We start from the raw sequence: 21,654 nt of genomic DNA on the forward strand, positions 1-21,654 counted from the left end.
CTCCCCTCAAAGGACTACCGAATTGCGGGGAAGGTCCCTGTATATTGTGTTTCCTGATTCAACCTGGCAGTCCACAGCTATCATTATCCCCGCTTTAACAAGTACCCTGCACCCTATCTGGTTGTCGTCCCCGAGAATTGTCCCCAGTTTCGGGGCGTAGTGAATGGCGCCGTTTATGTTGATTTCCAGGTCTTCTTTTTCTTCAACAAAGAAGCCCGTTCCAAGGGTATTGTTGCTCCCCATTATGGAATTCGGAATTTTCCCATGGGACGAAATCCTGCAGTCATTCATTATGATGCTGTTTTCGATTTCTGTAAAAGACCTTATAGATACGTTGTCTCCTATGGTCGTGGAGGGCAGGATAACAACGTTGGGCCCGATGTCACAGTTTTCCCCTATTATGACAGGTCCCACAATGTAGGTCCCGGTCCGGATTTTTGTGTTTTTCCCGACTGCCACCTTGCCCCTGATTATCACTCCTTCTTCCAGTTTTCCTTCCAGCTGCAGGTCTCTGGCAGCGTTTAAAACTATGGAATTTGCTTTAAGGAGGTCCCAGGCATGGATTGCATCCAGCCATTTTGACTCGGTAGGGACGGCAGTAACCGTTTTTCCTTCGTTGATCATAAGCTGGATGGTATCAGTTATTGCATACTCCCCGTTTTCGGATATGGGCGTCTTTTCTATGGTTTCGAAGACCTGGGGTGTAAAGATGTAAATCCCGGTGTTTACAATATGGCTCACGTCTCCCGGCCTCTTTTCCAGGATCCTGGTTACTTTCTTTCCTTCTTTAAGGACTACCCCGTAGCCTGAAGTTTCTCCCATTTTTACGGTGAGGATGCTTGCGTCTCCCTCATGATTCATAAGGAGGTCGGCGATGGTCTGTGCCTCTATAAGGTTGTCCCCGTTAAGGACCAGGAATTCGGAATCTTCCAGGCCAATAAATTTCTTTGCCTGTTTGACCGCGTGGGCAGTTCCCAGCTGGGCTTTTTGTTCCACATATTTTATGTTTACCCCGAAATTCAGCCCGTCTTCAAAATAGTCCATTATGCGTTCTTTTTCGTACCCCACGACAAGTATGATCTCTGTGACCCCGTTTTTTTCAAGCGAAGTTATGACATGCTCCAGAATAGGCCTGTTCGCAACAGGGAGCATCACTTTAGAACGAGTAAGGGTAAGAGGCCTGCAGCGCAGCCCCTCTCCCGCTGCAAGGATGATGGCTTTCATAAGTAAAAGAACCTTTTTTAGAATTTATACGTTGCCTTCAAAAGTTTCCGGGGCCTGAAAACAGTATATGTGACATTTGGGACGTATACGGCAAAAGGTATCCTCCCCTATCGTTTAAAAAAGTTATGGGGGGGCTTTATGAGTAACTTTTATCCGTACAGGACAAAGAGCCCGGCCACATATGCAAGGTAAGCTCCCAGAATGAGGCCCCCCTCCCATCTCGCCAGTTTTTTTCCCGTAAGCCCGAAACCTATAAGTGCAAGCATAATCAGGAGCATGAAGGGGAAATCGTATCCTGCAAGCTGCTCCGAAACAGGCAGTACCCGGATCTGGGATGAGGCTCCGAGGATCATGGCAATGTCCATGGTATTTGCCCCGAGGATGTTTCCGATGGAGAGGTCCTGGTGCCCTTTCTTGAGGGAGGCGATTGCCGTTGCAAGTTCGGGGAGGGAGGTCCCGACCGCAACCATTGTCAGGGCTATGATCACTTCAGGGACGCCCAGCCATTCGGCAATCTTAATTCCTGAGTCTACCAGGATCCTGCTTCCAATGACTACCGAAAGGGCGCCCAGGATGAAAACGGCTATGTCTTTTTTCATCTCCGTTATTTTGAGGCGTTCTCTTCCGTTTTTTTCATTCCCGAAAAGTTTGTACTGGGTCTTTGAGGCATGGAAGAGGAATGCAAAGAAGACAAGCAGTAGCAAAAGCCCGTCAAGCCCGTTTACATTCCCATCCCGGCTGACGAGGACCAGGATTATCCCTGAGAAAAGCATCAGCCCGCTTTTTAGGAGGAAGGTGTCGTCCTGCACGGGGATTGCCTTTACGGCTATAATAGAGCCCAGAATGAGCCCGGTGTTACAGATGGCAGAGCCTACCGCATTTCCTATTGTCATGTCGGTGTGCCCGATATAAGCCGCTGTTGCGGAAACGGCAAATTCCGGGGCAGTAGTTGCAAAACTGACAATAGTTGCCCCTATGATCATTTTGGGGATTCCGCTTTTGTTCGAGATGGCTACTGCGGCTTCTATAAACCAGTCCGAGCCTTTGCTTATCATTGCCAGGCTCAGCAGGAAAAGAAAGATAAGAAGCAAGTCCATGGCCCCTCTTAACAGCGGCAAAGAATATAACTCAATCGCCTGGTATTTTTTCTCTCATCTATGCGAAAAATCTTCCCTATTTTACTTATAATAAAATTTAAAATGTGGTTCTTAAAATGAAAAAGTAGTTTACGCTTCTATCCCAACCCCTCTCCAGAAAGCCACGTAATTCTTGATTTCCTTTGCCGCAGGACTGGGATCGGGGTAATACCAGGCAGCATCGTTATTGACTTCTCCTTCCACCACAACATCATAGTAGCAGGCTTTTCCCTTCCAGGGGCATGTCGTGTGGGTTTCACTCTCTTTAAGGTATTCCCTTTTTACGGACTCGGGCGGGAAATAGACATTCCCTTCCATGATTTTCGTTTCGCTGCTCTCTGCAAGTACCTTTCCTTTCCATGTTGCTTTTGCCATCCTTTCCACTCCCAAAAACAGTTCTCTGGTTATTATTTGATAAATAAATTACCCGGCATTATAAAATATCTATCTGTTCCCATAAAAAATTGCAACTTCTTCCAGGAAATGTAATATTTTTCCAAAGTTGCGGATTTTTTCCTGAAATGAACACGCTTTCTGGAAACCGCAGGCTGAGGGGGTGGGCAGTGAGTCAGATTTATATAAAAACTATGTAATACAGTACACAAAACAATAAATGCAGGTCATTGTATGCATGCAAGGATTTATTTTGTATGCACAGCAATATCCTTCTTTGTATGTTTTTTAGATAGTGCCTCTTCCAGCTCATTTTATGCTTCAATTGAGGGGAAGGTTCACTAAAGATTTTTAATAAGGAAACGCGTCATTTACAGGGAAACTCATGGTTGATCCGATCTTTCTGCTGGGGCTGGTGGTTGCCGTGCTCGTCATGTCCCTCGTGGCACAGGCCCTCAGCCGTTATTTCCAGATCCCTTTCATTATCTTCCTGTTGATTGAAGGAATCATAGCAGGGCCTGAAGTCCTGAACCTGCTAAACCCTGCAATCTACATCCAGGGGCTCAGTGCCATAGTGGCAATCTCCGTAGCTGTGATTGTCTTTGACGGGGGGCTGCACATTGACCTGAAGCACCTGAGGGGTGTCCAGGAAAGTGTGATGAAGTTGACCACAATCGGGGTACTCATAACTTTCCTCGGGATAACAGTGCTGACCAGCATCCTGATAGATGTCCCCCTCCAGATTGCCGCCCTTTTCGGGGCACTTATCACGGCTACAGGGCCTACGGTGATAGGGCCCATAGTCAGGAACATCCAGGTCTGCCATAAGGTAGGCAAGATCCTGGAACTTGAAGGAGTCCTGAACGATGCGGCAAGTGTGATCCTGGCAGCTATGGTCTTTGAATGGGTCGCAGCAGAACTTTCCGGGACGGATGCGGTAGTTTTTATCCTGTACAGGCTGGGAATCGGGCTCTTTACAGGAGGCTTAAGCGGGCTATCTCTGCGCTGGTTCTTTACCCGGGGCACAGTAATCAGCAAGCAGACCGCAAGGCTTGTGACCCTGACCTCGGTCTTTGCCTGTTTCGTACTTTCCGAATTCCTGGGCAACGAGTCCGGGATCCTGGCGGTTGCGGTTTTCGGGATTATAATCGGGACTTCGGAGTTCCCCTACAAAGAAACGATCAAGGAGTTCAAAGGCGACATCGTAACTGTGATGCTCTCCCTTATTTTCATCCTCCTTGCGGCAATGCTGAGGTTTGAGGATATCCAGAGGATCGGGGTAGGCGGGATTGTCCTTGTCCTGCTCATGATCGTGCTTGTCCGCCCGATTGCGGTCTTTGTCTCGATGTGGAATTCGAAGCTCCGCACGAATGAGAAGCTCTTCATTTCTTTCGTGGGGCCCAGGGGAGTTGTCCCAACTTCCGTTGCGACATATTTCGCAATCAAACTGGACGCAATGGGCATTTACGGAGGGCAGACCCTGGTGGGCCTGGTCTTCCTTACGGTTATTATCACAGTTCTCCTTACCGGGGGCCTTTCAAAAAGAGTCGCGCAGATACTGGAGGTAATTCCTATGGAAATCCTTATTATTGGCGGTGGGAAAGTAGGCAGAATTCTTGCCGAACGCTTTGACCGGAGAGGTGAAAATGTTGTGGTTGTGGACATCTCTGAAGAAAACTGCAAAAAATGCATGGAACTCGGAATCCGGACCGTGCAGGGCGATGCGGGCGATGTCAATGTCCTGAAAAAAGCCGGGATTGAAAATGCCAAGTATGTTGTTGCTACCACCAACAAGGACAACACGAACCTGCTCTTCTGCCAGATTGCAAAAGCCAGCTTCGGGTTCAGAGGAGACCAGCTCGTTGCCAGGGTTAACGACATCGAGAATTTGCAGGCTTTCTGGGACCTGGGAATTCGCGCCATGAGCCCGGCAATGACCACGGCAGTGGTAATAGACAACATGATCGGAAGGCCTCACCTCTTCTCCATGTGTGAAGTTGGGGGCGGAGGCGACATTATGGAAGTCAAGGTCACGAATCCGAAGGTTGTGGGAAAAGCCGTAAAAGAGATCCATTTTCCGGAAAAAAGCCTCCTGGTCATGGTACAGCGGGGCAATGAATCCATCATAGCCCACGGCAGCCTCGTACTGGAATATGGCGATATCGTGACGGTTATAGGGGAAGGAGATTCCGGAAAACAGGCTGCTGACATCCTTCACAAATAATCGCCTGCACAAATAAATCTTTCAATATCTCAATATCATTAGGAGTTTCTTAAAATACCCAAGCTTCGACAATACTTAGTCTAATATGATATTCTAAAACTAATTTCGAATATATATTTGTATAACTTGTGTAATTAAGTTTAAGTATTTCCTTTACTATATGGAAATTACACTAATGTAATATTGGTTTCGGAGCAGGGATTAAGCCGGAGAATAGGGGCAGGCTCCTTTCTGAAATATGGAAATGAGCCGGAAGTGAATATTGGCCGACCAAAAATAAGGCTGAATACTTTCACCCCACTCCTCAGCTTTATATCTTCTGCCGTAGTACCTTAGAATGCCTCTCTATAAGACTAAAACAACCAAGAGGTTTGAGGTAGGAATATGAAACAAACTGCAGAATCCATTAAAGACCGGTTTTTAAAGCTTGGCATCGATGTGCCTGAAGAGGACATCGAAAGCAGACTCGACGAACTGATTACAAAATTCAAAGTGCCTTCCAACGAAGCCCAGAGAAGCGTAACTAACTACTTTTTGAAGAAATATTCAATTCCCAAAAATGAATTTTACGCACGGCAGGCCGAGCCTCAGCTCACCAAGATTACGGACATTCTGGAAAACGGGCAGTGGGCAAATATGAAGGTAAAGGTCATCCAGCTCTGGGAGAACACTCATGAGTCTATTTCCCAGGTAGGGCTGCTTGGGGATGAGACCGGAATTATCAAGTTCACTAAATGGCAGAACACCGAACTCCCGGACCTTGAACAGGGGGAGAGCTACCTTCTCAGGAACATAGTTATAGACGAATACAACGGCAAGTTCCAGGTCAAGCTCAACAGGACGAGTTCCGTGGAAAAACTTGCCGAAGCAGTGGATGTCGCAGGGGGAGATTTCACACCGGCTGCAAGGGAGTCCGAACTCATGAACATTGCCGACCTTAAGGAAGATAACCAGTGGGCCACAATCCGGGGTAAGATTGTACAGCTATGGGAAAATTCCCACGAGGCAATCGAGCAGGCCGGGCTTATCGGGGACGAGACAGGGGTCATTAAATTCACGAACTGGGCAAGTTCCGAACTTCCTGATATGGAAGAAGGCAAGAGTTACCTCCTGAAAAACATCGTGGTAAACGAATGGAACGGCAGGTTCCAGGTCAAGCTCAACAGGGCAAGTTCCATAGAAGAGCTCGACGAAGACATCGAAGTCGGGACATCCACGTTCACATATTTCGGAGCGTTGGTGGACATCCAGACCGGTTCAGGCCTTATCAAACGCTGCCCGGAGTGCAAGCGGGCCCTTGTGAAAGGTGCCTGTGCCGAACACGGGAAGGTAAAGGGCGAATACGACCTCAGGATAAAAGCAGTCATGGACTCCGGGACCAGCACCCAGGACGCTCTGATTAACAGGGAACTTACCGAAGAGCTTGCGGGCATTTCCCTGGACAGTGCCATAGCAATGGCCGCAGATGCCCTGGATCCCGGGGTTGTGCTGGACAGGTTGAAGCACGAACTTGTCGGCAGGTACTACACCGTCACCGGGCACAAACTCGACCGCTACATCCTTGTGGAGTCGATTGCTCCGAGGGTTTCCCTGGACGGGGAACTGCTTGAGGAAATGCTTGTTGACCTGGGGGTGGAGTAAAATGGCAGGCTTTTTCAGGGAAGTGGCCCGCAGGGTCTTTGCCCAGGAACTGAAGGACTCGAACCTTACATCAAGGGACGAAAGCGACCAGTACGCTCCGCAGTACCTCCTGACCCCAACCGGGGCAAAAGTGAACCGCATTTTCCTTGTCGGTACCCTTATCGAAAAGGAGGACATAGGCACGGATTCCGAATACTGGAGAGGGAGGGTCTCCGACCCGACGGGTTCTTTCCTGGTCTACGCAGGCCAGTACCAGCCCGAAGCTGCTCAGTTCCTTGCTGAGTGCGAACTCCCTGCTTTTGTGGCTGTTGTGGGCAAGACCAGCACCTACACCACGGATGACGGAAACGTCCTGACTTCAATCCGCCCCGAGTCCATTCAGCCGGTGGACGAACTGACCAGGGACCTCTGGGTGCTTGACACTGCAAAACAGACCCTTGAAAGGATAAATGCGTTTGAGAAGCAGGAAGAACCAAACGCAAAACTTGCAAAGGAGCACTACACCACGGATTCGGCTTTCTACCGCTCAATGGTTCAGAAAGCTCTTGAGTCCCTCAGGGAAAATGTATAAGTTCGAGGTTTTTAGGGCTAAAAAAGCCCTTTTTCCTCTTTTTGACTCTCGAAGGTTGAAGCTAATTTACTCACTTATTTTTTTATGAATGGGGCAAGCAATATTTAAAAAGTAAACCTTGCCGAAAATCCGTGAAACGGTGCAAATACAAAAGAAACAAATGCTACCTGCAAAATGCTCGTTTTCAGGTCTCTTTTTAATTTATTTTTGGAAAGGCGTCACCAGGCAAGCTGGCGGGGGACACTTTATACTATTTAGACTGAAAAAAAGGTTTTCGGGGTCAGAGGGGGTATTTCTCTATAGTATTCAGTTTCTCTTAGAGGCTGTCTTAATTTTTTTACAAGAAATATAGGGTAGGACGTTGTTATTTTATTTCCTGGTTGGCAGGCCACTACAACCGATTCCGTGCAGGAAAAAGTGATGAGGTGTCATTTTCGGAGATCCTGTAATAATATCAACTGTTTAATAAGGAACTACCGTCCCGTTCATGGGCCGTTAAAATCCAAAATCTTGATAAGTAAACGAAACATGTTAGAAAAAGAATAATGGATGAATTCCTGTTAAGGATGGATGCCTGTTAATGAGTTTTATATCGTATAAAACAAATAATTGTATGTATTAAACGAGTTAAGCTCTGTATAAATTAAATATACACGTGAGATGATTCCTGTGAAAACCTATCTTCTGGTCTGGTTCAACAGTGAAGGAGTGCGCCCTTCGGAGATCAACCGGAGGCTGATGTCCCTGGGTTTCGAACCCATGCAGGGAAGCTATGACTTCGTATATAACTGGAACGGCAGCGTTGGCGTCGAGAAGATTCTCGAATTCGGGGATAAGGTTTACCTCAGCCTTCAGGGCACCGGTGTACTGTTCAAGCTTGAGACCATGTGATCCTTTACTTGAGATAACGTTTCCCGGAAAGGTTCATAAAACAAATATATATTCCAAAAACCGGGAAGCGGCCTCTGGAAAAAGTGGTGTTCGCTAAAAATAAGTTTATTGGGGCATAGTTCAGGCTATCAGCAATTCATTAACGAGACACACTGCAAGTTTCTTTAATGATGCGTTGCAGGTTCAGGAATTTTGTTCTTCTTCCTTTATTTTTCCCTTTTCTTTCTCACGTTCTTTAAGGGCATCCCGGAACTGCATGTACCCGCAAAGATCTCCTTCCAGCGTGAGTATCCTGCCGGTTACTACCCCTTTTTCTATAATAAGCTCTACAACACTCGGATTCGACATCCTGGGTTTCGTCGGGGAGCCCGGGCAGATCAGCATAACATCCTTTTTTTCTATAAGGGGGCGGTGGAGATGCCCGAAAATCAGGACATCGACTTCCATTTCCTTTGCAAGGTAACCCTGGGCCGTTGTGTCCATAATTGAAAGTCCGCCTTCGTGGATAACTCCTATTTTTACTCCCTCTACTTCGAATTTCAGCCTTTCCGGAAGGCGCTGCCTGATTTCGAAAGCATCTGCGTTCCCGTATACGGCTTTCAATTTGCCTGTAGCCTTGAAGGCCTCATAAGCCTCTACCGTGCTGAAGTCACCTGCGTGGATGATCAGGTCACAGGCTTCAAGGATCGTTTGAAGCTGGGGAGGGATTTTGCCTGTCTTCAGGTGAGTGTCGGAAAGTGCTATAAGCTTCATGGTAAATCCTCATAATTCTGCGATACCATATGCGTTTTCAGGATAAAAATATGGACGTAAATTTAAAAACCTGGCTGTAAGTTGAAGATCTGGCTGTAAGTTGAAGATCTGAACGCAAAATAGGTGAAAATAAAGAAAAGTTAAGGTCCCGAACCGGTGGGTTCAGAACCAGTGTGCGAGGAATTTAAACTCAGGTGGACTCATTCAAGGGTAAGGTCCACGAGTTCGTATTCCAGGTTCTCGGTTTCTAACCGGTTGAGAAGTGCAGACACCTGCTCGTCCACGGAAACGACGAGGGACGAAAGCCCGTGGTATGCCGCCTCAATTACGGATTCGTTTGTCCCGAACATGACGTTTGGGGTTATACCTATCTTGCGGAGGGCAATAAGCGCCTCAACACCGATTGCTGCGATATAGGGTTTTGAGCTTGCGAGTGACTTCAGGCGCTCAAGGTCCACTTTTCTTGACCCTCCCCGTTCAATCCGGGGGACTTTGCAGACTGCTATGGTTGCATTTTCAAGGTCAATAAGGCCCCTGAGGCTGGTTACTCCTACGTCGTCTCCTAAGCCCGCATCGGATATTACGGTGCCTGAGGCCCCGGTCTTTTCAGTGCTGCTTACATAAAGGAGTCCGCTTTCCATTTTCAGGTAGACCTGCTGCCCTTCCTTGAGTTCCTCTCGTGCAATGGCAGTCCAGGTTGAGACATGGCTGATTATGTCCTCCATGACAAAGCGGGCATACCGCTTCAGTTCTCCGGCGTTTTCAAGGACCCATTCAACACCTTCTTTTGTTATCCTGTACCGGACCCGGCCCTCGGTGACAATCAGTCCGTCAGCCACAAGTTCTTTTATGTATTCGGAAACCGCCTGGGGGGTTATGCCTATCTTGGCGGCAATTTCCTTTTGCCTCACGTTTGGCTGGTGGGCTGCGACCTCGATCAGGACCTGAAACTTCGTAACTCCACTCTTTGTCTGGAGGATTTTAATCATCACTCGTAATTCTCCTCAACATCTTCGATTAATTTTAATCTCTGGCCCATTACAGAAAGCCTTTCGGACCTGCGTGCAACAGCGCAGATGTAGAATGGGTTCTTGTTAAGGGTCCTGGTCAGGTTGCTCATGGAGGTGTTGCCTTCTTCTACCAGCCTTTCCAGTTCCTCAATGGCGTCTTTGACCTCTTCGTATGGCTTGAAGGTCAGCATTATGACGTCGCTAAGGTCTTCAAAGGAACACTGGAAGTTAACCTGCACCTTGGAATAAGATGTATGGTACTCCTTTGAGGGTTTCTGCCCTGCCTCGGGAACTCTCCACTGGCTTTCAAGAAGCCCCGCTTTTTTCAGGATGTGGAGGCTTTTTGATGAATCCGTACCCATGAACTCATCAATTTCTACTCTTGTCATCCATTTGTTTGCAAGCGCATCAAAAATCTTTTTATGAGTCCTGGACCCAAAAGTTCTGAGTAATGGTACTAAATAGGAAGGATCGTTAATTATTCGAGTTCGTTTACCCATTTATTTCCTCTCCTTCTCGCCTAACACTATAAGCTTTCAGATATAATAAATATTTGTGAGCGTAATTATTCTTCATAAGCGATATCAAGCCCTTCCGGCCCTTCCCAGTCAAAAACCGGGGCACTGCGCTTCGTTTCGCGGCATTTCTCATGCAGGGCATGGGCGACGATCGGAAGGGCAATGGTAGCGTCCACAAAGACCTGGACTTTTTTTGCCTGGGCTGCGATCTTTCCCCAGGAGACTGCCTCATCAAAAGTACAGCCTGAAAGTCCTCCCCAGTGCGGGGCGTCGGAAGTATACTGGATAGCATAGTCATGACCTCCTATATCCATTCCGAGGATGGAGGCTATCACTTCGGTCTGCTGGATGAAGTTCTTCGGGACTCCTCCCCCTACGTAGACGACGCCGGTCCTTCCGGATTTTTCCACAATCTGTGTGATCTCGTCAACGTCTTTTATCTGGTCAATTTCAAGCTTTAACCCTCTTCTTCTTGCAATGGTAAGCCCGATTCCTATGGAACTGTCCGAAAGGGCGGGGATAAAGATCGGGACATTGTGCCTGTAAGCGCTTACAACTATCGAATCTTCCGGAGCCCCTCTCTTTACGAGTTCTTTTCCCAGGAGGTGCATAAACTCCCTTGAAGAGCAGGAAATCTCTCCGATTTCCTCTGCAAAGTCTGCGATCAGGTTATCTGCAACCCTGAACTCATCTTCCACTGCAAAGACGTCGTAAATCCTGTCTACCCCGTGCTCGAAGAGTTTTTCATCATTAGCCAGGTGGGATCCGACGTAGTGTTTCCTGCCCAGGGCTTCGTGGCAGTCATGGAACATGTTTGCTCCGGTGCTTACCAGGCAGTCGATCATTCTTTCCCGGATCATGTAGGAAATAACCCGGCGCATGCCGGCTGGGACCATGGCTCCGGATAAGCCCATGAGCACTGTCATGTTCTTTTCTTTCACCATGTTATGCCAGGCCTGGACAGATTCGGCCAGCTTCCTGCCCTGAAAACCGGTCTTGAGCATTCCGTCAAGTATTTCACTTAAAGACCTGTCCTTCACATCGATGGGAACGGTTGGGTTATCTGTGAATACATTGTGCTGCATGCAATTCTCCACTGGTATACTGATAGATAAGTAGGTACGGATGGATTAGTGAATGATTGATAAAGTGGATAATGATAGGTAGCTGGTGAGGCAGGTAAGTGAGTGATCGATTAAGTGAATGATTGATAAAGTGGATAATGATAGTAGCTGGTGAGGCAGGTAAGTGAGTGATCGATTAAGTGAATGATTGATAAAGTGGATAATGATAGTAGCTGGTGAGGCAAGTAAGTGAATGAATGATTAAGTGAATGAATGATTAAGTGAATGAATGATTAAGTGAGTGATCGATTAAGTGAATGATTGATAAAGTGGATAATGATAGGTAGCTGGTAATGAAGGTAAGTGAGTGATTTATTAAGCGAATGGTGATTTATGAAGTGGATAATGATAGGTAGCTGGTGATGCAAGTCAGTGAATGAATGATTAAGCGAATGAGTGATGATTGGTAAGTGAGTGATGACAGATAACTTGTGATGATGGGTAAGTGAGTGGCGATAGATAACTTGTGATGATGGGTAAATGAGTGGCGATAGATAACCGGTGATGAATATACGGTAAAAGACACCCTAACGCCGGAATAATATATATTTTTTATTGGATATTAATTTATGCAGATTCTCTTCCCCGCAGAAGCTTCAAAGGCATGAAATTCTCCTGTTAAGGGGGGCTACATCCCGAAAACTGGGCCCTGCCGGATAGCCGCCTTCAGGAAAAGGCCGATAGTATCCATCCGGATAATGGCTTATCATATAATAAAAACTGCCGCAGAGATTACAGTCATCCAGTCCCCGTTCTCTCCGGTAACAGATGACCTGGGGATACTGAAGGTTCTGCTTGGGGGCTCATTTGTCCAGGTGCTGTACATGCTTCTGGCAAGTTTCTCGGCGTGTTTTCCTACGTCTTCGGCAGTTTCTCCGTAAGCGTGGTACTCGGAAATGTAACCGTGCTTATTTATTTCCCGGGGAAAAGCGCATCCTACTGAAGTGCTCAGCATTCTTCTCGGTTCATTGGAAGAGGTTCTGGACATCACGCAAAAGACTATTTCTCCCGGACTCAGTTCTTTCAGGCCTTCTTCCGGATCCACAATCTCGCACCCTGGGGGCAGGATGGAGCTCACGGTAACAAGGTTGAACTTCTCAATACCTGCATCACGGAGTGCAACTTCAAATGATTCTAAATGTTCGGGGTGTGTACCGACCCCACTGGTAAAAAATACTTTTTTAGGGATTAACTTTGTGATCATCTTTACATCCTTGAAAAATAGTCAATTTAAGCTTTAAGCAGATAGCAATTATCATTTTTAAGCGTTGCCCTTCGTCCGGGGCGAAAAAGGAAAATTCATTTATTATTTACCGATTTAAAATGGATATGGATGGTTTATATTTTCTCATCCCGGCTTTAAATTGAGTTTTTTCTTGAAAAAAGTTTTTCGGAGGATTTTCCGGGTCCGATCCATTCCAACATTTTATTTAATTTTATTTTGCAATTAAATTCCTGATGTTTTAATTATCCCTGCTTTTTGAACCGGCAATTTAATTGCACCAGCCTGTTTTAGCCAGTTTGTTTCAGGTGGTTTGTTTCAGCCAGTTTGTTTCACGGTCGGATTTCCCGTTTTTTTTCATCGGCTTCAGGCTCTCTCATAAGCTTTATATCATGTAGGATAATTAAATCGTGTGCATACTCCCTGCAATTTTCTTACTCGCTTTAAGCCCGGAATAAATCCTGTTTTTCCGGGAAGCTTCCAAAAAGAAGTGAGATGGACTCGGAAGCATTTTGCCTTTTGCGGAGGAGTGCAATTTCCCGGACTGAAAGGCCGGAAAGCTTAATTATCAATAATTGACCCTGGTATCGGTGCAAATGGCAGAGAAGCTCCACCTTAAAATCCTGGAATTACTGGCAGAAAAGCAGCTTTCAATCAGCGGTGTCTCCCGGGAACTCAAAACCGGAGGCATAGACGAGCACCGCCTTATCCTTACCGGCTACCTCCGGGCCCTCAGGGACCTGGATATGCTGGAGGAGCTTGAGGTCCCCCCCTCCAAAATCTACGCCTTGCCTGAAAAAAGCGGAGAATCCCGGGTTGAGAGCCCCCCAGGCCCCGAAAGCATTTACTCCCTTATCCGGGGCCAGCTCATGAAAATCGACCTTGACCTCCGGATTCCCGTAGGCGTGTACGTGATTTCCAGGCTGTTTGAAAGGCCGTGTTTCCGCATTGAACTGAAACTTGTCGGGATTACCCAGAAGCACCTCGAACAGTACCTGGAAAAACCCGGGGCAATAACCGAAGCTTCCGACACCCACCTGAAAAAATACCGCTCCGACATAACGAGAATCGAGGTCCCCTCCGACGACCCTGCCTACGAAATCCGGGACAGCAGGAAAGAAGTCGCGCTCTTTGCAAATGAAGTACTTGCCGGGATCTTAAAACAGAGGATAGACTTAGAAGGCCTTGTCCCCAGGAGCAAGCAAACTACCCTCCTTCCCTGAAAAATACGTGTTGCCTGGAAAATTCCTGTTGCCTGAAAACCTTTTATTCTCAAAGCCTGAAATACTTTTTAATTAATTTAATCGCAAATTTCTCAAAATAGTAAATACTTTTTAATTAAAGTTTAATCATTCCCCGGGGTTCTTACATGAAAGTAGCCTGCATCCAGATGGATGTGCTGCAGTGCAGAAAGGATAAAAATGTTGGAAAAGCCCTCTCCATGGCCCTGGAAGCCGTGGGAAAAGGAGCCGAACTCATCGTGTTACCTGAGGTCTTTTCCACTGGCTTTTGCTATGAAAATTTCGACCACGCTGCGGAAAGCTTTCCCTCTCCTACTCTTGAGAACCTGTCTTGCTTTTCCGAAGCTAACGACTGCATTCTCATGGGTTCCTTTATCGAAAAGGTTGCACTGGAAAAGGAAGGTGCAGAAAACCTTGCTTCTGGAAAGGAAGGGATTAAGAACTATTCTCGGGAAATGGAGCAAAATAAGGAAACTGCTCTGGAAAAAAAAGGAATTAATAACGCTGTCTCTGGAAATGCAGTGGCTGAAGATGTTGCTTCAGGAAAGAAGACAGAGGAGAACAAAAATTCATTCCTCTACTATAACCTGGGCTTCTGCTTCGAGTCCGGAGCCCTTGCAGGTACCTACAGGAAGACCCATCCCTTCAAAACCGAAAACTGTTACTTTTCCAGGGGAAACTCGATCGAGCCAATCACCCTCAAAACCCGGGGCCTGAAAGTAGGCTTTGAGATCTGCTACGAACTCCGCTTCCCCGAGATTGCAAGAAAACTCGCCCTTGCCGGCTCAGACATCCTTGTAACCACCGCGGCTTTTCCCAACCCCCGTTCCGAGCACTGGAAAACCCTCGTAAAAGCCAGGGCAATCGAAAACCAGGTCCCGCACATCGCCTGCAACAGGATTGGAAAAGCCCCCGAGGCTATCTATTTCGGGAGTTCGATGGTAGTTGATGCCTGGGGGGAGGTAAAAGCCTACGCCGGGCATAAAGAGTGCGTGATAGTGCATGACCTCGACCTTGACGGAAAAGACGAAATAAGAAAGTCAATCCCGGTTTTTGAAGACCGAAGGGCGGAGCTTTATTTCAGCTGATTGGTGAGTGCTGTATGTTTCAGTTTGAAACTTTATTTCCTCACACGGAAGTGCAGCTATTTCTTTTATTTCAAAATGGAAAGTTGAATAAATAGGTGTACTCCCCCATTTTACAGTCTAATAAACCAATATCTTTTTAATATAATTCTTTGTTACAACGTAGCACAACGCCGAAAATATCTGTATTATATACCTTTACTTTCATTTTTCCGAATTTGAATGCTTTAGCTGTAACCTCCTGGAGGGTTAACATTTCGACAGAAAACGTTGACAAAAATATCGACTTTTTTTCAAGTATAAAAGCAGGCTGCCACTTTACTGCTGTTTATGACAACATCGAGGAACAGACTGAAATACTCACTTATTTTTCTAAAGTGGGGTTTGAACAGAATGAATGCTGCCTGTGGGTTTCAGCTGGTGCACTCAGCGCTGAAAAGGTAAAATGGGAGCCTGAAGGCGCCGGAATCGATTCGGATCCTTGCAGCTGTTCCTCCCGACCGGAAGCTGTCCAGGTGGTCTGCATCCCTGATGGTTCCTCTACATCAGATGAGAGCGTATTCCGCCGGGCAGTTTTGCAATTGCTGGAATTAAAGTATGAGGAGGCACTTTCAAATGGTTTTTCCGGGCTTCGGGTCTGCATGGTCCTGGAAAATCCGGGAAAGTCCGTGCTCTTTTACGTTGAAAGTTACAGGAAAGTTCTTGAAGAGCTTGGTTCTGAGAAAAATATTGTTTTTCTATATGCCTGTCCTTTTTGGGCTCTTTCCCTTTCGGAAACCCTTGACCTGTTGACCGGCCAGTGTGTTGTAATTAAAAAAGATGGGAACTGGACATTCCTTAACCATCCGGCAGGCAGGGAGTGGAGGTTGCCCGCCGGCCTCCTTCCCAGGTTTATACAAAGAGAAAAAGGGCTGGAATCAATTTATCTTAACAGTCCCGTAATCGCTTTTATATGGAAAGCAGGGAAGGGTTTTCCTATAGAATTCGTATCGGAAAACATTATCCGGTTTGGGTATACCGTAGAAGATTTTACCTCTGGAAGGCTTGTATATGAGGACATCGTACATCCGGAGGATCTTGATGATTTCCGTACAATGTGTCTCAAATGTGCTGAAAAAGGGGATTCCTATTTTCGAAAAGAGTACCGAATCATAGCCAGATCCGGAGAAGTGCGCTGGGTCGATGAAAGGTCTTTGATTGAACGCATTAAAAATGATGAGATTACTCATTATCAGGGTATAATTATTGATATAACAGAGCAGAAAAAGGCAGTTGAAGCCCTGCAACGTTCAGAAAAAAAATTTAGGGAGATTTTTGAGCACTCCAATGACGCAGTAGCCATATATGACCTTGAAGGCAGGATTCTTGAAGTTAACAGAGTTACCTGCAAACGCATGGGCTATACAAAGGAAGAATTCCTGGAAATGTCGGTCAAAAACCTGGCTATTCCCAAATATTCCCCTGAGATAAGATACCAGATAAAATTAACGAAACAGTCAGGCCATTCCATATTTGAGGTTAAATCCCGCTGCAAAGACGGGACCGTCATTCCTCATGAGATCAATAATTCTATTATCGATTTTGAAGGAAAACCGGCTGTGCTTTCTATTGGCCGTGACATTACTGAGCACAAAAGAGGAGAACGGGCTTTAAAAGATTCCGAACAAAAATATCGGATGCTTTTTGAGTGCTCTCCTATTGGAATTTTCCACTTTGACCCAAATGGGGTCATTACCCACTGCAACGAAAGTTTCGCAGTTATTGTGGGAGGAAGAAAAACAGATATAGTTGGCTTGAATTTCATGAAGGCGTTAAACGATAACAAAATGAAAAAAGCTCTTGAGTCAGCTCTTTCCGGGGAATCAGGCCATTATGAGGGTGACTATCGTTCCGTTACGGGCAATAAAACCATAACAGTTAAAGTAAATTACAGTCCTCTGGTCTCGGATGAAGGTTCTCTGCTGGGGGGCATCGGGATTTTCGAAGATATAACAGAACGCAAGAAAGCAGAGGATGCCCTGAAAGCATCAGAACAAAAATATTCAAGCCTTGTTGAAAAAGGAAATGACGGTATTCTTATTCTTCAGGATCAACTTGTAAAATTTGCAAACACGAAAATGTTCGAATTAATGGGGTACACCGAGAAAGAAACAATCGGAAAAAAGTTCACGGAATTCATCCATGAAGATTACCGGAAGTCATTGCTTGAGATATATGAACGGCAGCTGAAAAATGGTCCAAATCTCCCGAAAAGATATGAACTGGAACTGCTCACCAAAAAAAGGCGCATGATCCCATTCGAGTTAAACCCTTCCTTAATAGAATATGAAGGCAGGCCTGCAGTTATGGCGATTTTGCGTGACATTACTGACCGCAGACGTGTAGAGGCTATGCAGCAGGAAAAAACACGTTTTCTGCAAAACCTGGTTGATGCTATTCCCGCACCTGTTTACTATAAAAGCAAAAATGGGGTGTATATAGGCTGCAACAGGGCCTTTGAAGAATTTATAGGGAAAGAGAAGAAAAGTATTCTCGGACAACCTGCTTATGATTTTACTCCTAAAAATATCACTGACCTGCATTACCCCACCGACCTGGAATTGATTGACAAGCAAGGCACGCTGGTCTACGAAACTTCCCTTGGGCATGCCGACGGTAAAATCCATCATATGGCTTTCCATAAAGTTGTGTTCCGCGGGATATCGGAAGATGATTCGGTCCTGCTGGGAATAATGTGGGACATCACCGAAAGGAAGGAGCTGGAAGAAACACTCCGCAAGGCAAAAAAGGATGCTGAATCCGCCAGCCGTGCCAAGAGCGAGTTCATAATGAACATGAGCCATGAACTGCGGACTCCTCTGAACGCTGTAATAGGCTTTTCGGACGTCCTGCGGGACCAGGCCTTCGGCGGGCTCAATGCCAAACAGGCAAGGTACATTGACAATATTTTAAAAAGCGGGAAACATCTTCTGGAAATTGTCAATAACCTGCTGGACATCTCAAGAATCGAGTGTGGGACTTTCGAGCTTCAATATGAGCCTGTATCAATTGATGCCACTATCGAGGAGAACTTGAAGGTTTTGTCACCTCTGGCATCGAATAAGAGCATAACCCTCGAATCCCACTTTGACCCCGGGCTGGAGTACATACATGCCGACCGGAAAAGATTTACGAGCATACTGTACAACCTTCTGTCCAATGCCGTTAAATTTACCCCACAGGGCGGGAAAGTCACAGTCGAGACTTTTAAAAGGGACGGAATTGCGGAGATAAAGGTCACAGATACGGGCATCGGAATCTCAAAAGAAGACCTGGAGAGGATTTTTCAGCCCTTCGTACAGGTTGATTCATTTTTTTCCAAAGAATTTGAGGGTACGGGCCTGGGGCTTTCTATCGTTAAGCGTTTTGTGGAACTCCACGGGGGACATGTCCGGGTGGAGTCGACTCCGGGGAAGGGAAGTACGTTTACTGTCACGCTTCCCTGTAAAATAGAACAGGCATGTAATGCATGAATTTTTAAATCCTGAACCTTCCAGTGATCTACAGTAAGACTCCTACAGTAAGACTCCTACAGTAAGACTCCTACAGTAAGACTCACCTTTTTAAAAGTGAAAACTACTGCCTTTCCAGAGGTGACTCTATTGACTCCCTCTTCCTCAAAAGATAAAAGCTGAAAATAGGCTTTGAGATCTGCTACGAACTCCGCTTCCCCACGTTTGCAAGATACCTCTCCCTTGCCGGCTCCGACCTCCTTGTAACCACCACCGCCTTTCCCAACCCCCGTTCCGATCACTGGAAAAACCTTGTAAAAGCCAGGGCAATCGAAACCCAGGCCCCTAACGTCGCCTGCAACAGGACCGGAAAAGCCCCCGAAGCCAGCTATTTTCTGTAGCTCGGTGATATTTTCTATAGCTCTATGCTATTTTCTGTAGCTCGGTGATATTTTCCGGAGCTCGATGGTAGTTGACGCCTGGGGTGAGGTAAAATCCTACGCCGGACAGTGCGTGATAGTTCATGACCTCGACCTTGACGGAAAAGACGAAATAAGAGAGTCAATCCCGGTTTTTGAAGACCGAATGGCAGAGCTTTATTTATTACCGTAGGACCTTTATATCCGAACTGACTTCTCTCTAAAATTTAATCTTTGTTTATAAATACTTCTTAAATCATTGGTTTCTTTAGTAAAGTTTTAATGTATATCATGCAAACATCCCATTCAGAAGTTTTTGCGGGGTGTTTGATGGAATCCTGGTATCCAATAAATAAACTACCTAAAATAGTGTTAATCGGAGTAGCATTATTCTCTTTATTATTGTCGGTCAGCACTGCAAATGCAGCCGTTAACTATTCAACAGGCAACTGGGTCTGGGATGAGGCCCTGGGCCTCAATACCACCTATATCTGGAACGCTCAGAGTTTTTCTGGTTTCTACTACGACCTTGACTCCGGAATCGGTTCAGAAGAGTTGGAAATTAGGAGTATAGACAGAAATCTGGGTGTAGGTGAGATAATTTACACAGCAGAGCCATTTTATACTGATTTTAAGCATGATGAATGGGGGTCATATCAGGTAATCGGGTTCCTGGGAGACGAGTACTTTGCAGGGTATCCGGATGGAGCCGTTGAAGAGGCTATTGACAACGTGAGCTTTATCGAGGAAGGTGTGCTTGCCCAAGTTCTCAGAGACACCGATGACAAAGAGTCTGCTTACTCAGGTTCTTCCTTTGTCCTTGAGGGGGGATACGCCCTCAACATTGTAGAAGTTGACATCAACGGGAGCACCGTCTGGATCCAGCTCGAAAAGGACGGAGACGTTGTGGACGATGATTTCCTCTCCTCAAATGACGATTACATCTATGAAGCTGACCTCGGGGATGTGAAAGACGTACCCTTAATTATTGTCCACATAGGGACTGTCTTTGCCGGGACTGAAACATCTGCTGTATTCATAGAAGGAATCTTCCAGATATCGGACAACTACACCAAAATCATCCCTGGATATTTTTTCGGTGAAATGGAAGTAAAATCAATTAGTTCAAAAGAAATTCTTTTGGAAAACGGGAACAATATCTCCCTTGATCAAGGTAGCAATATTGCAACCATGGGGGAGTTAAAGCTTAGAGTGGCCGAAGATGATATTCTCAGGTTTGCCCCTGTTCGGGAGATGTCAATTCCGGGAACATATGAGTTGCGTGGGACGGTGTATGATGGTAATAAAGATAACGTACCCGTTATATGGATGCCCTTCAACTTTGAAGGCTTCTATTATAATATCGACGAAGGAGTCGGAACAGAGCAGATCACAATAGAAAGCCTTGAAGGGAGAGTAATTCCTGCAAACAAATTAGTCTATAATTCCACAGTTTGCTCCATGGAGTTTGAACATATAGAATGGGGTAACTTCGTGGTTATCGGATTCTTTGGAGAAGAATATGTCCCGCTTCTGAGGATGGGGGATGATATACATCTTGCCAAAGCAGACAAACTCTCCAGGCTCGTCATTGATGACGATAAAAAGTACACCCTGAGAAAAGGGGAAAGTCTCTCCCTTGGTAAAGGATATGCCCTTGAAGCCAAGCAGGTCGATGTCGACGGTAAGAAAGTCTGGCTCGAGTTCACCAAGGACGGCGAATTCGTCGACGACGAAATCATCTCCGTGGTCTCCGGCGAAACCGGTGACTGGATCGTGGACCTTGACAGTATCGAAGATGAAGACGACGTCATCGTCATGAGAGTGCATGTCAGCCAGATATTTCAGGGTGCTGTTGATAGCCTCGCTCAGATTGAAGGACTCTGGCTCATCGACTACGAGAACGCTTTTACAATCGAAAATGATGATGAATACGGAGAACTTGAGGTAGTAGCTATCGGGAATGGTGTGGCAGGCACAAACCCTAAGTTCGGATATCTGGAACTAAAAAACATAAGCCCTCTGAGTCTGGATCAAAATTCCGTGCAGCAGATTTCCCAAGGTATGAGTTTCAGGATCGCAGATTCCGATACTCTCAGGTTCTACCTCTTTGAAAAGGCAAGTTTCGAGGGAAGTCCTGGATTTGAAGTCTCACTTTATAGAGGTGATATCCGGGAAGGAGACGGGTACCGGCTAAACAACTACGTGATCGAAATCACGGACGTTTTCGTAGAAGCGAATTCCGCGTCTTACTACATTTACGAAAGAGAAAATATGGTAGAAGATGGGCTACTGGAGATAAACGAAACTGTTGAATTTGACTTTGAGGGAGGGGGTAAAGTCAGGATGCGCTTGCTGTCTGTAGACATGGGAGATTTGCTTCCGAGGGCCATTGTAGAGATTACAATCTCAAACTACAGAGTAAGCAATCTCTATGTAAACGAAGTTACCTCTCGTGACATATACACAATACCCCTCCAAAAAGGATGGAACCTTGTCTCTACGCCTCTAATCCCCATGAATCCCGATGTAAACTCAATTTTCGGAGATAATGAAGACGTTATCCTGCCTGTATATACATGGAGCCCTACGAACAAGCAGTACTATACAGTAAATACGGTCAGGATTGGGAAGGGCTATTGGGTTCTGGCATTGAACGATACCCAGGTCACTTTCACAGGAACCCCCTACAGCTGGTTAATGGTGTGATA

18 protein-coding genes are annotated in these 21,654 nt (G+C 46.1%); 10 read left to right on the plus strand and 8 right to left on the minus strand.

The window, feature by feature from the left end:
• Positions 1 to 6 precede the first annotated feature (6 nt).
• The 3 genes from glmU to FTO70_RS08160 all read right to left on the minus strand — a co-directional run bounded on the left by glmU (position 7) and on the right by FTO70_RS08160 (position 2,735).
• A complete protein-coding gene (gene glmU / locus FTO70_RS08150; protein ID WP_255335246.1) occupies positions 7 to 1,224 on the minus strand; it encodes a bifunctional sugar-1-phosphate nucleotidylyltransferase/acetyltransferase in 1,218 nt (405 codons plus the stop codon).
• Positions 1,225 to 1,373: 149 nt separating this feature from the next.
• Positions 1,374 to 2,321, minus strand: coding sequence for a calcium/sodium antiporter (locus FTO70_RS08155; protein WP_255335247.1), 948 nt, complete (start codon positions 2,319 to 2,321; stop codon positions 1,374 to 1,376).
• A gap of 129 nt (positions 2,322 to 2,450) precedes the next feature.
• A complete protein-coding gene (locus FTO70_RS08160) occupies positions 2,451 to 2,735 on the minus strand; it encodes a DUF427 domain-containing protein (protein ID WP_255335248.1) in 285 nt (94 codons plus the stop codon).
• 403 nt (positions 2,736 to 3,138) lie between these two features.
• Here FTO70_RS08160 and FTO70_RS08165 point away from each other — a divergent pair, with 403 nt between their 5' ends.
• From FTO70_RS08165 to FTO70_RS08180, 4 genes are all read left to right on the plus strand, one after another.
• Positions 3,139 to 4,977, plus strand: a complete 1,839-nt coding sequence (locus FTO70_RS08165) for a cation:proton antiporter (RefSeq protein WP_255335249.1) — start codon at positions 3,139 to 3,141, stop codon at positions 4,975 to 4,977.
• A gap of 384 nt (positions 4,978 to 5,361) precedes the next feature.
• Entirely contained in the window at positions 5,362 to 6,618 is a 1,257-nt protein-coding gene (locus FTO70_RS08170; RefSeq protein ID WP_255335250.1) for a replication protein A, read from the plus strand.
• Position 6,619: 1 nt separating this feature from the next.
• Entirely contained in the window at positions 6,620 to 7,189 is a 570-nt protein-coding gene (locus tag FTO70_RS08175; protein WP_255335251.1) for an RPA family protein, read from the plus strand.
• Positions 7,190 to 7,858: 669 nt separating this feature from the next.
• A complete protein-coding gene (locus FTO70_RS08180; protein WP_255335278.1) occupies positions 7,859 to 8,080 on the plus strand; it encodes a hypothetical protein in 222 nt (73 codons plus the stop codon).
• 183 nt (positions 8,081 to 8,263) lie between these two features.
• Here the strand turns inward: FTO70_RS08180 and FTO70_RS08185 are convergent, their stop codons facing one another.
• The 5 genes from FTO70_RS08185 to FTO70_RS08205 form a co-directional block, all read right to left on the minus strand.
• On the minus strand, positions 8,264 to 8,833 hold the full coding sequence (locus FTO70_RS08185) for a metallophosphoesterase (RefSeq protein ID WP_255335252.1): 570 nt from the start codon (positions 8,831 to 8,833) through the stop codon (positions 8,264 to 8,266).
• 200 nt (positions 8,834 to 9,033) lie between these two features.
• Positions 9,034 to 9,822 (minus strand): MarR family transcriptional regulator, encoded by a 789-nt coding sequence (locus FTO70_RS08190; protein WP_255335279.1) that lies wholly within the window; start codon positions 9,820 to 9,822, stop codon positions 9,034 to 9,036.
• Positions 9,822 to 10,343, minus strand: coding sequence for an ArsR family transcriptional regulator (locus tag FTO70_RS08195; RefSeq protein ID WP_255335253.1), 522 nt, complete (start codon positions 10,341 to 10,343; stop codon positions 9,822 to 9,824). The genes FTO70_RS08190 and FTO70_RS08195 overlap by 1 nt, the downstream gene beginning before the upstream one ends.
• Before the next feature lie 65 nt (positions 10,344 to 10,408).
• Positions 10,409 to 11,446 carry a deoxyhypusine synthase gene (locus FTO70_RS08200; protein WP_255335254.1) on the minus strand — a complete coding sequence of 346 codons (1,038 nt, stop codon included), beginning with the start codon at positions 11,444 to 11,446 and terminating at the stop codon, positions 10,409 to 10,411.
• A gap of 745 nt (positions 11,447 to 12,191) precedes the next feature.
• On the minus strand, positions 12,192 to 12,689 hold the full coding sequence (locus FTO70_RS08205; RefSeq protein ID WP_255335255.1) for a pyruvoyl-dependent arginine decarboxylase: 498 nt from the start codon (positions 12,687 to 12,689) through the stop codon (positions 12,192 to 12,194).
• Between the two features lie 614 nt (positions 12,690 to 13,303).
• On the opposite strand from FTO70_RS08205, the gene FTO70_RS08210 reads away from it, so the two are divergent.
• The 6 genes from FTO70_RS08210 to FTO70_RS08235 all read left to right on the plus strand — a co-directional run bounded on the left by FTO70_RS08210 (position 13,304) and on the right by FTO70_RS08235 (position 21,652).
• Positions 13,304 to 13,930, plus strand: coding sequence for a hypothetical protein (locus FTO70_RS08210; protein WP_255335256.1), 627 nt, complete (start codon positions 13,304 to 13,306; stop codon positions 13,928 to 13,930).
• A gap of 146 nt (positions 13,931 to 14,076) precedes the next feature.
• Positions 14,077 to 15,036: a nitrilase-related carbon-nitrogen hydrolase gene (locus tag FTO70_RS08215; protein ID WP_255335257.1), complete on the plus strand. Its 960-nt coding sequence runs from the start codon at positions 14,077 to 14,079 to the stop codon at positions 15,034 to 15,036.
• 215 nt (positions 15,037 to 15,251) lie between these two features.
• Entirely contained in the window at positions 15,252 to 18,545 is a 3,294-nt protein-coding gene (locus FTO70_RS08220) for a PAS domain S-box protein (protein WP_369694348.1), read from the plus strand.
• 176 nt (positions 18,546 to 18,721) lie between these two features.
• Positions 18,722 to 18,925 (plus strand): nitrilase-related carbon-nitrogen hydrolase, encoded by a 204-nt coding sequence (locus FTO70_RS08225; protein WP_255335280.1) that lies wholly within the window; start codon positions 18,722 to 18,724, stop codon positions 18,923 to 18,925.
• A 64-nt stretch (positions 18,926 to 18,989) separates the two neighbouring features.
• Positions 18,990 to 19,136, plus strand: a complete 147-nt coding sequence (locus tag FTO70_RS08230; protein ID WP_255335259.1) for a hypothetical protein — start codon at positions 18,990 to 18,992, stop codon at positions 19,134 to 19,136.
• Positions 19,137 to 19,345: 209 nt separating this feature from the next.
• Positions 19,346 to 21,652, plus strand: coding sequence for an S-layer protein domain-containing protein (locus FTO70_RS08235; protein ID WP_255335260.1), 2,307 nt, complete (start codon positions 19,346 to 19,348; stop codon positions 21,650 to 21,652).
• Positions 21,653 to 21,654: the final 2 nt, after the last annotated feature.

It is taken from the genome of Methanosarcina sp. KYL-1 (assembly GCF_024372725.1).
Lineage (GTDB): Archaea > Halobacteriota > Methanosarcinia > Methanosarcinales > Methanosarcinaceae > Methanosarcina.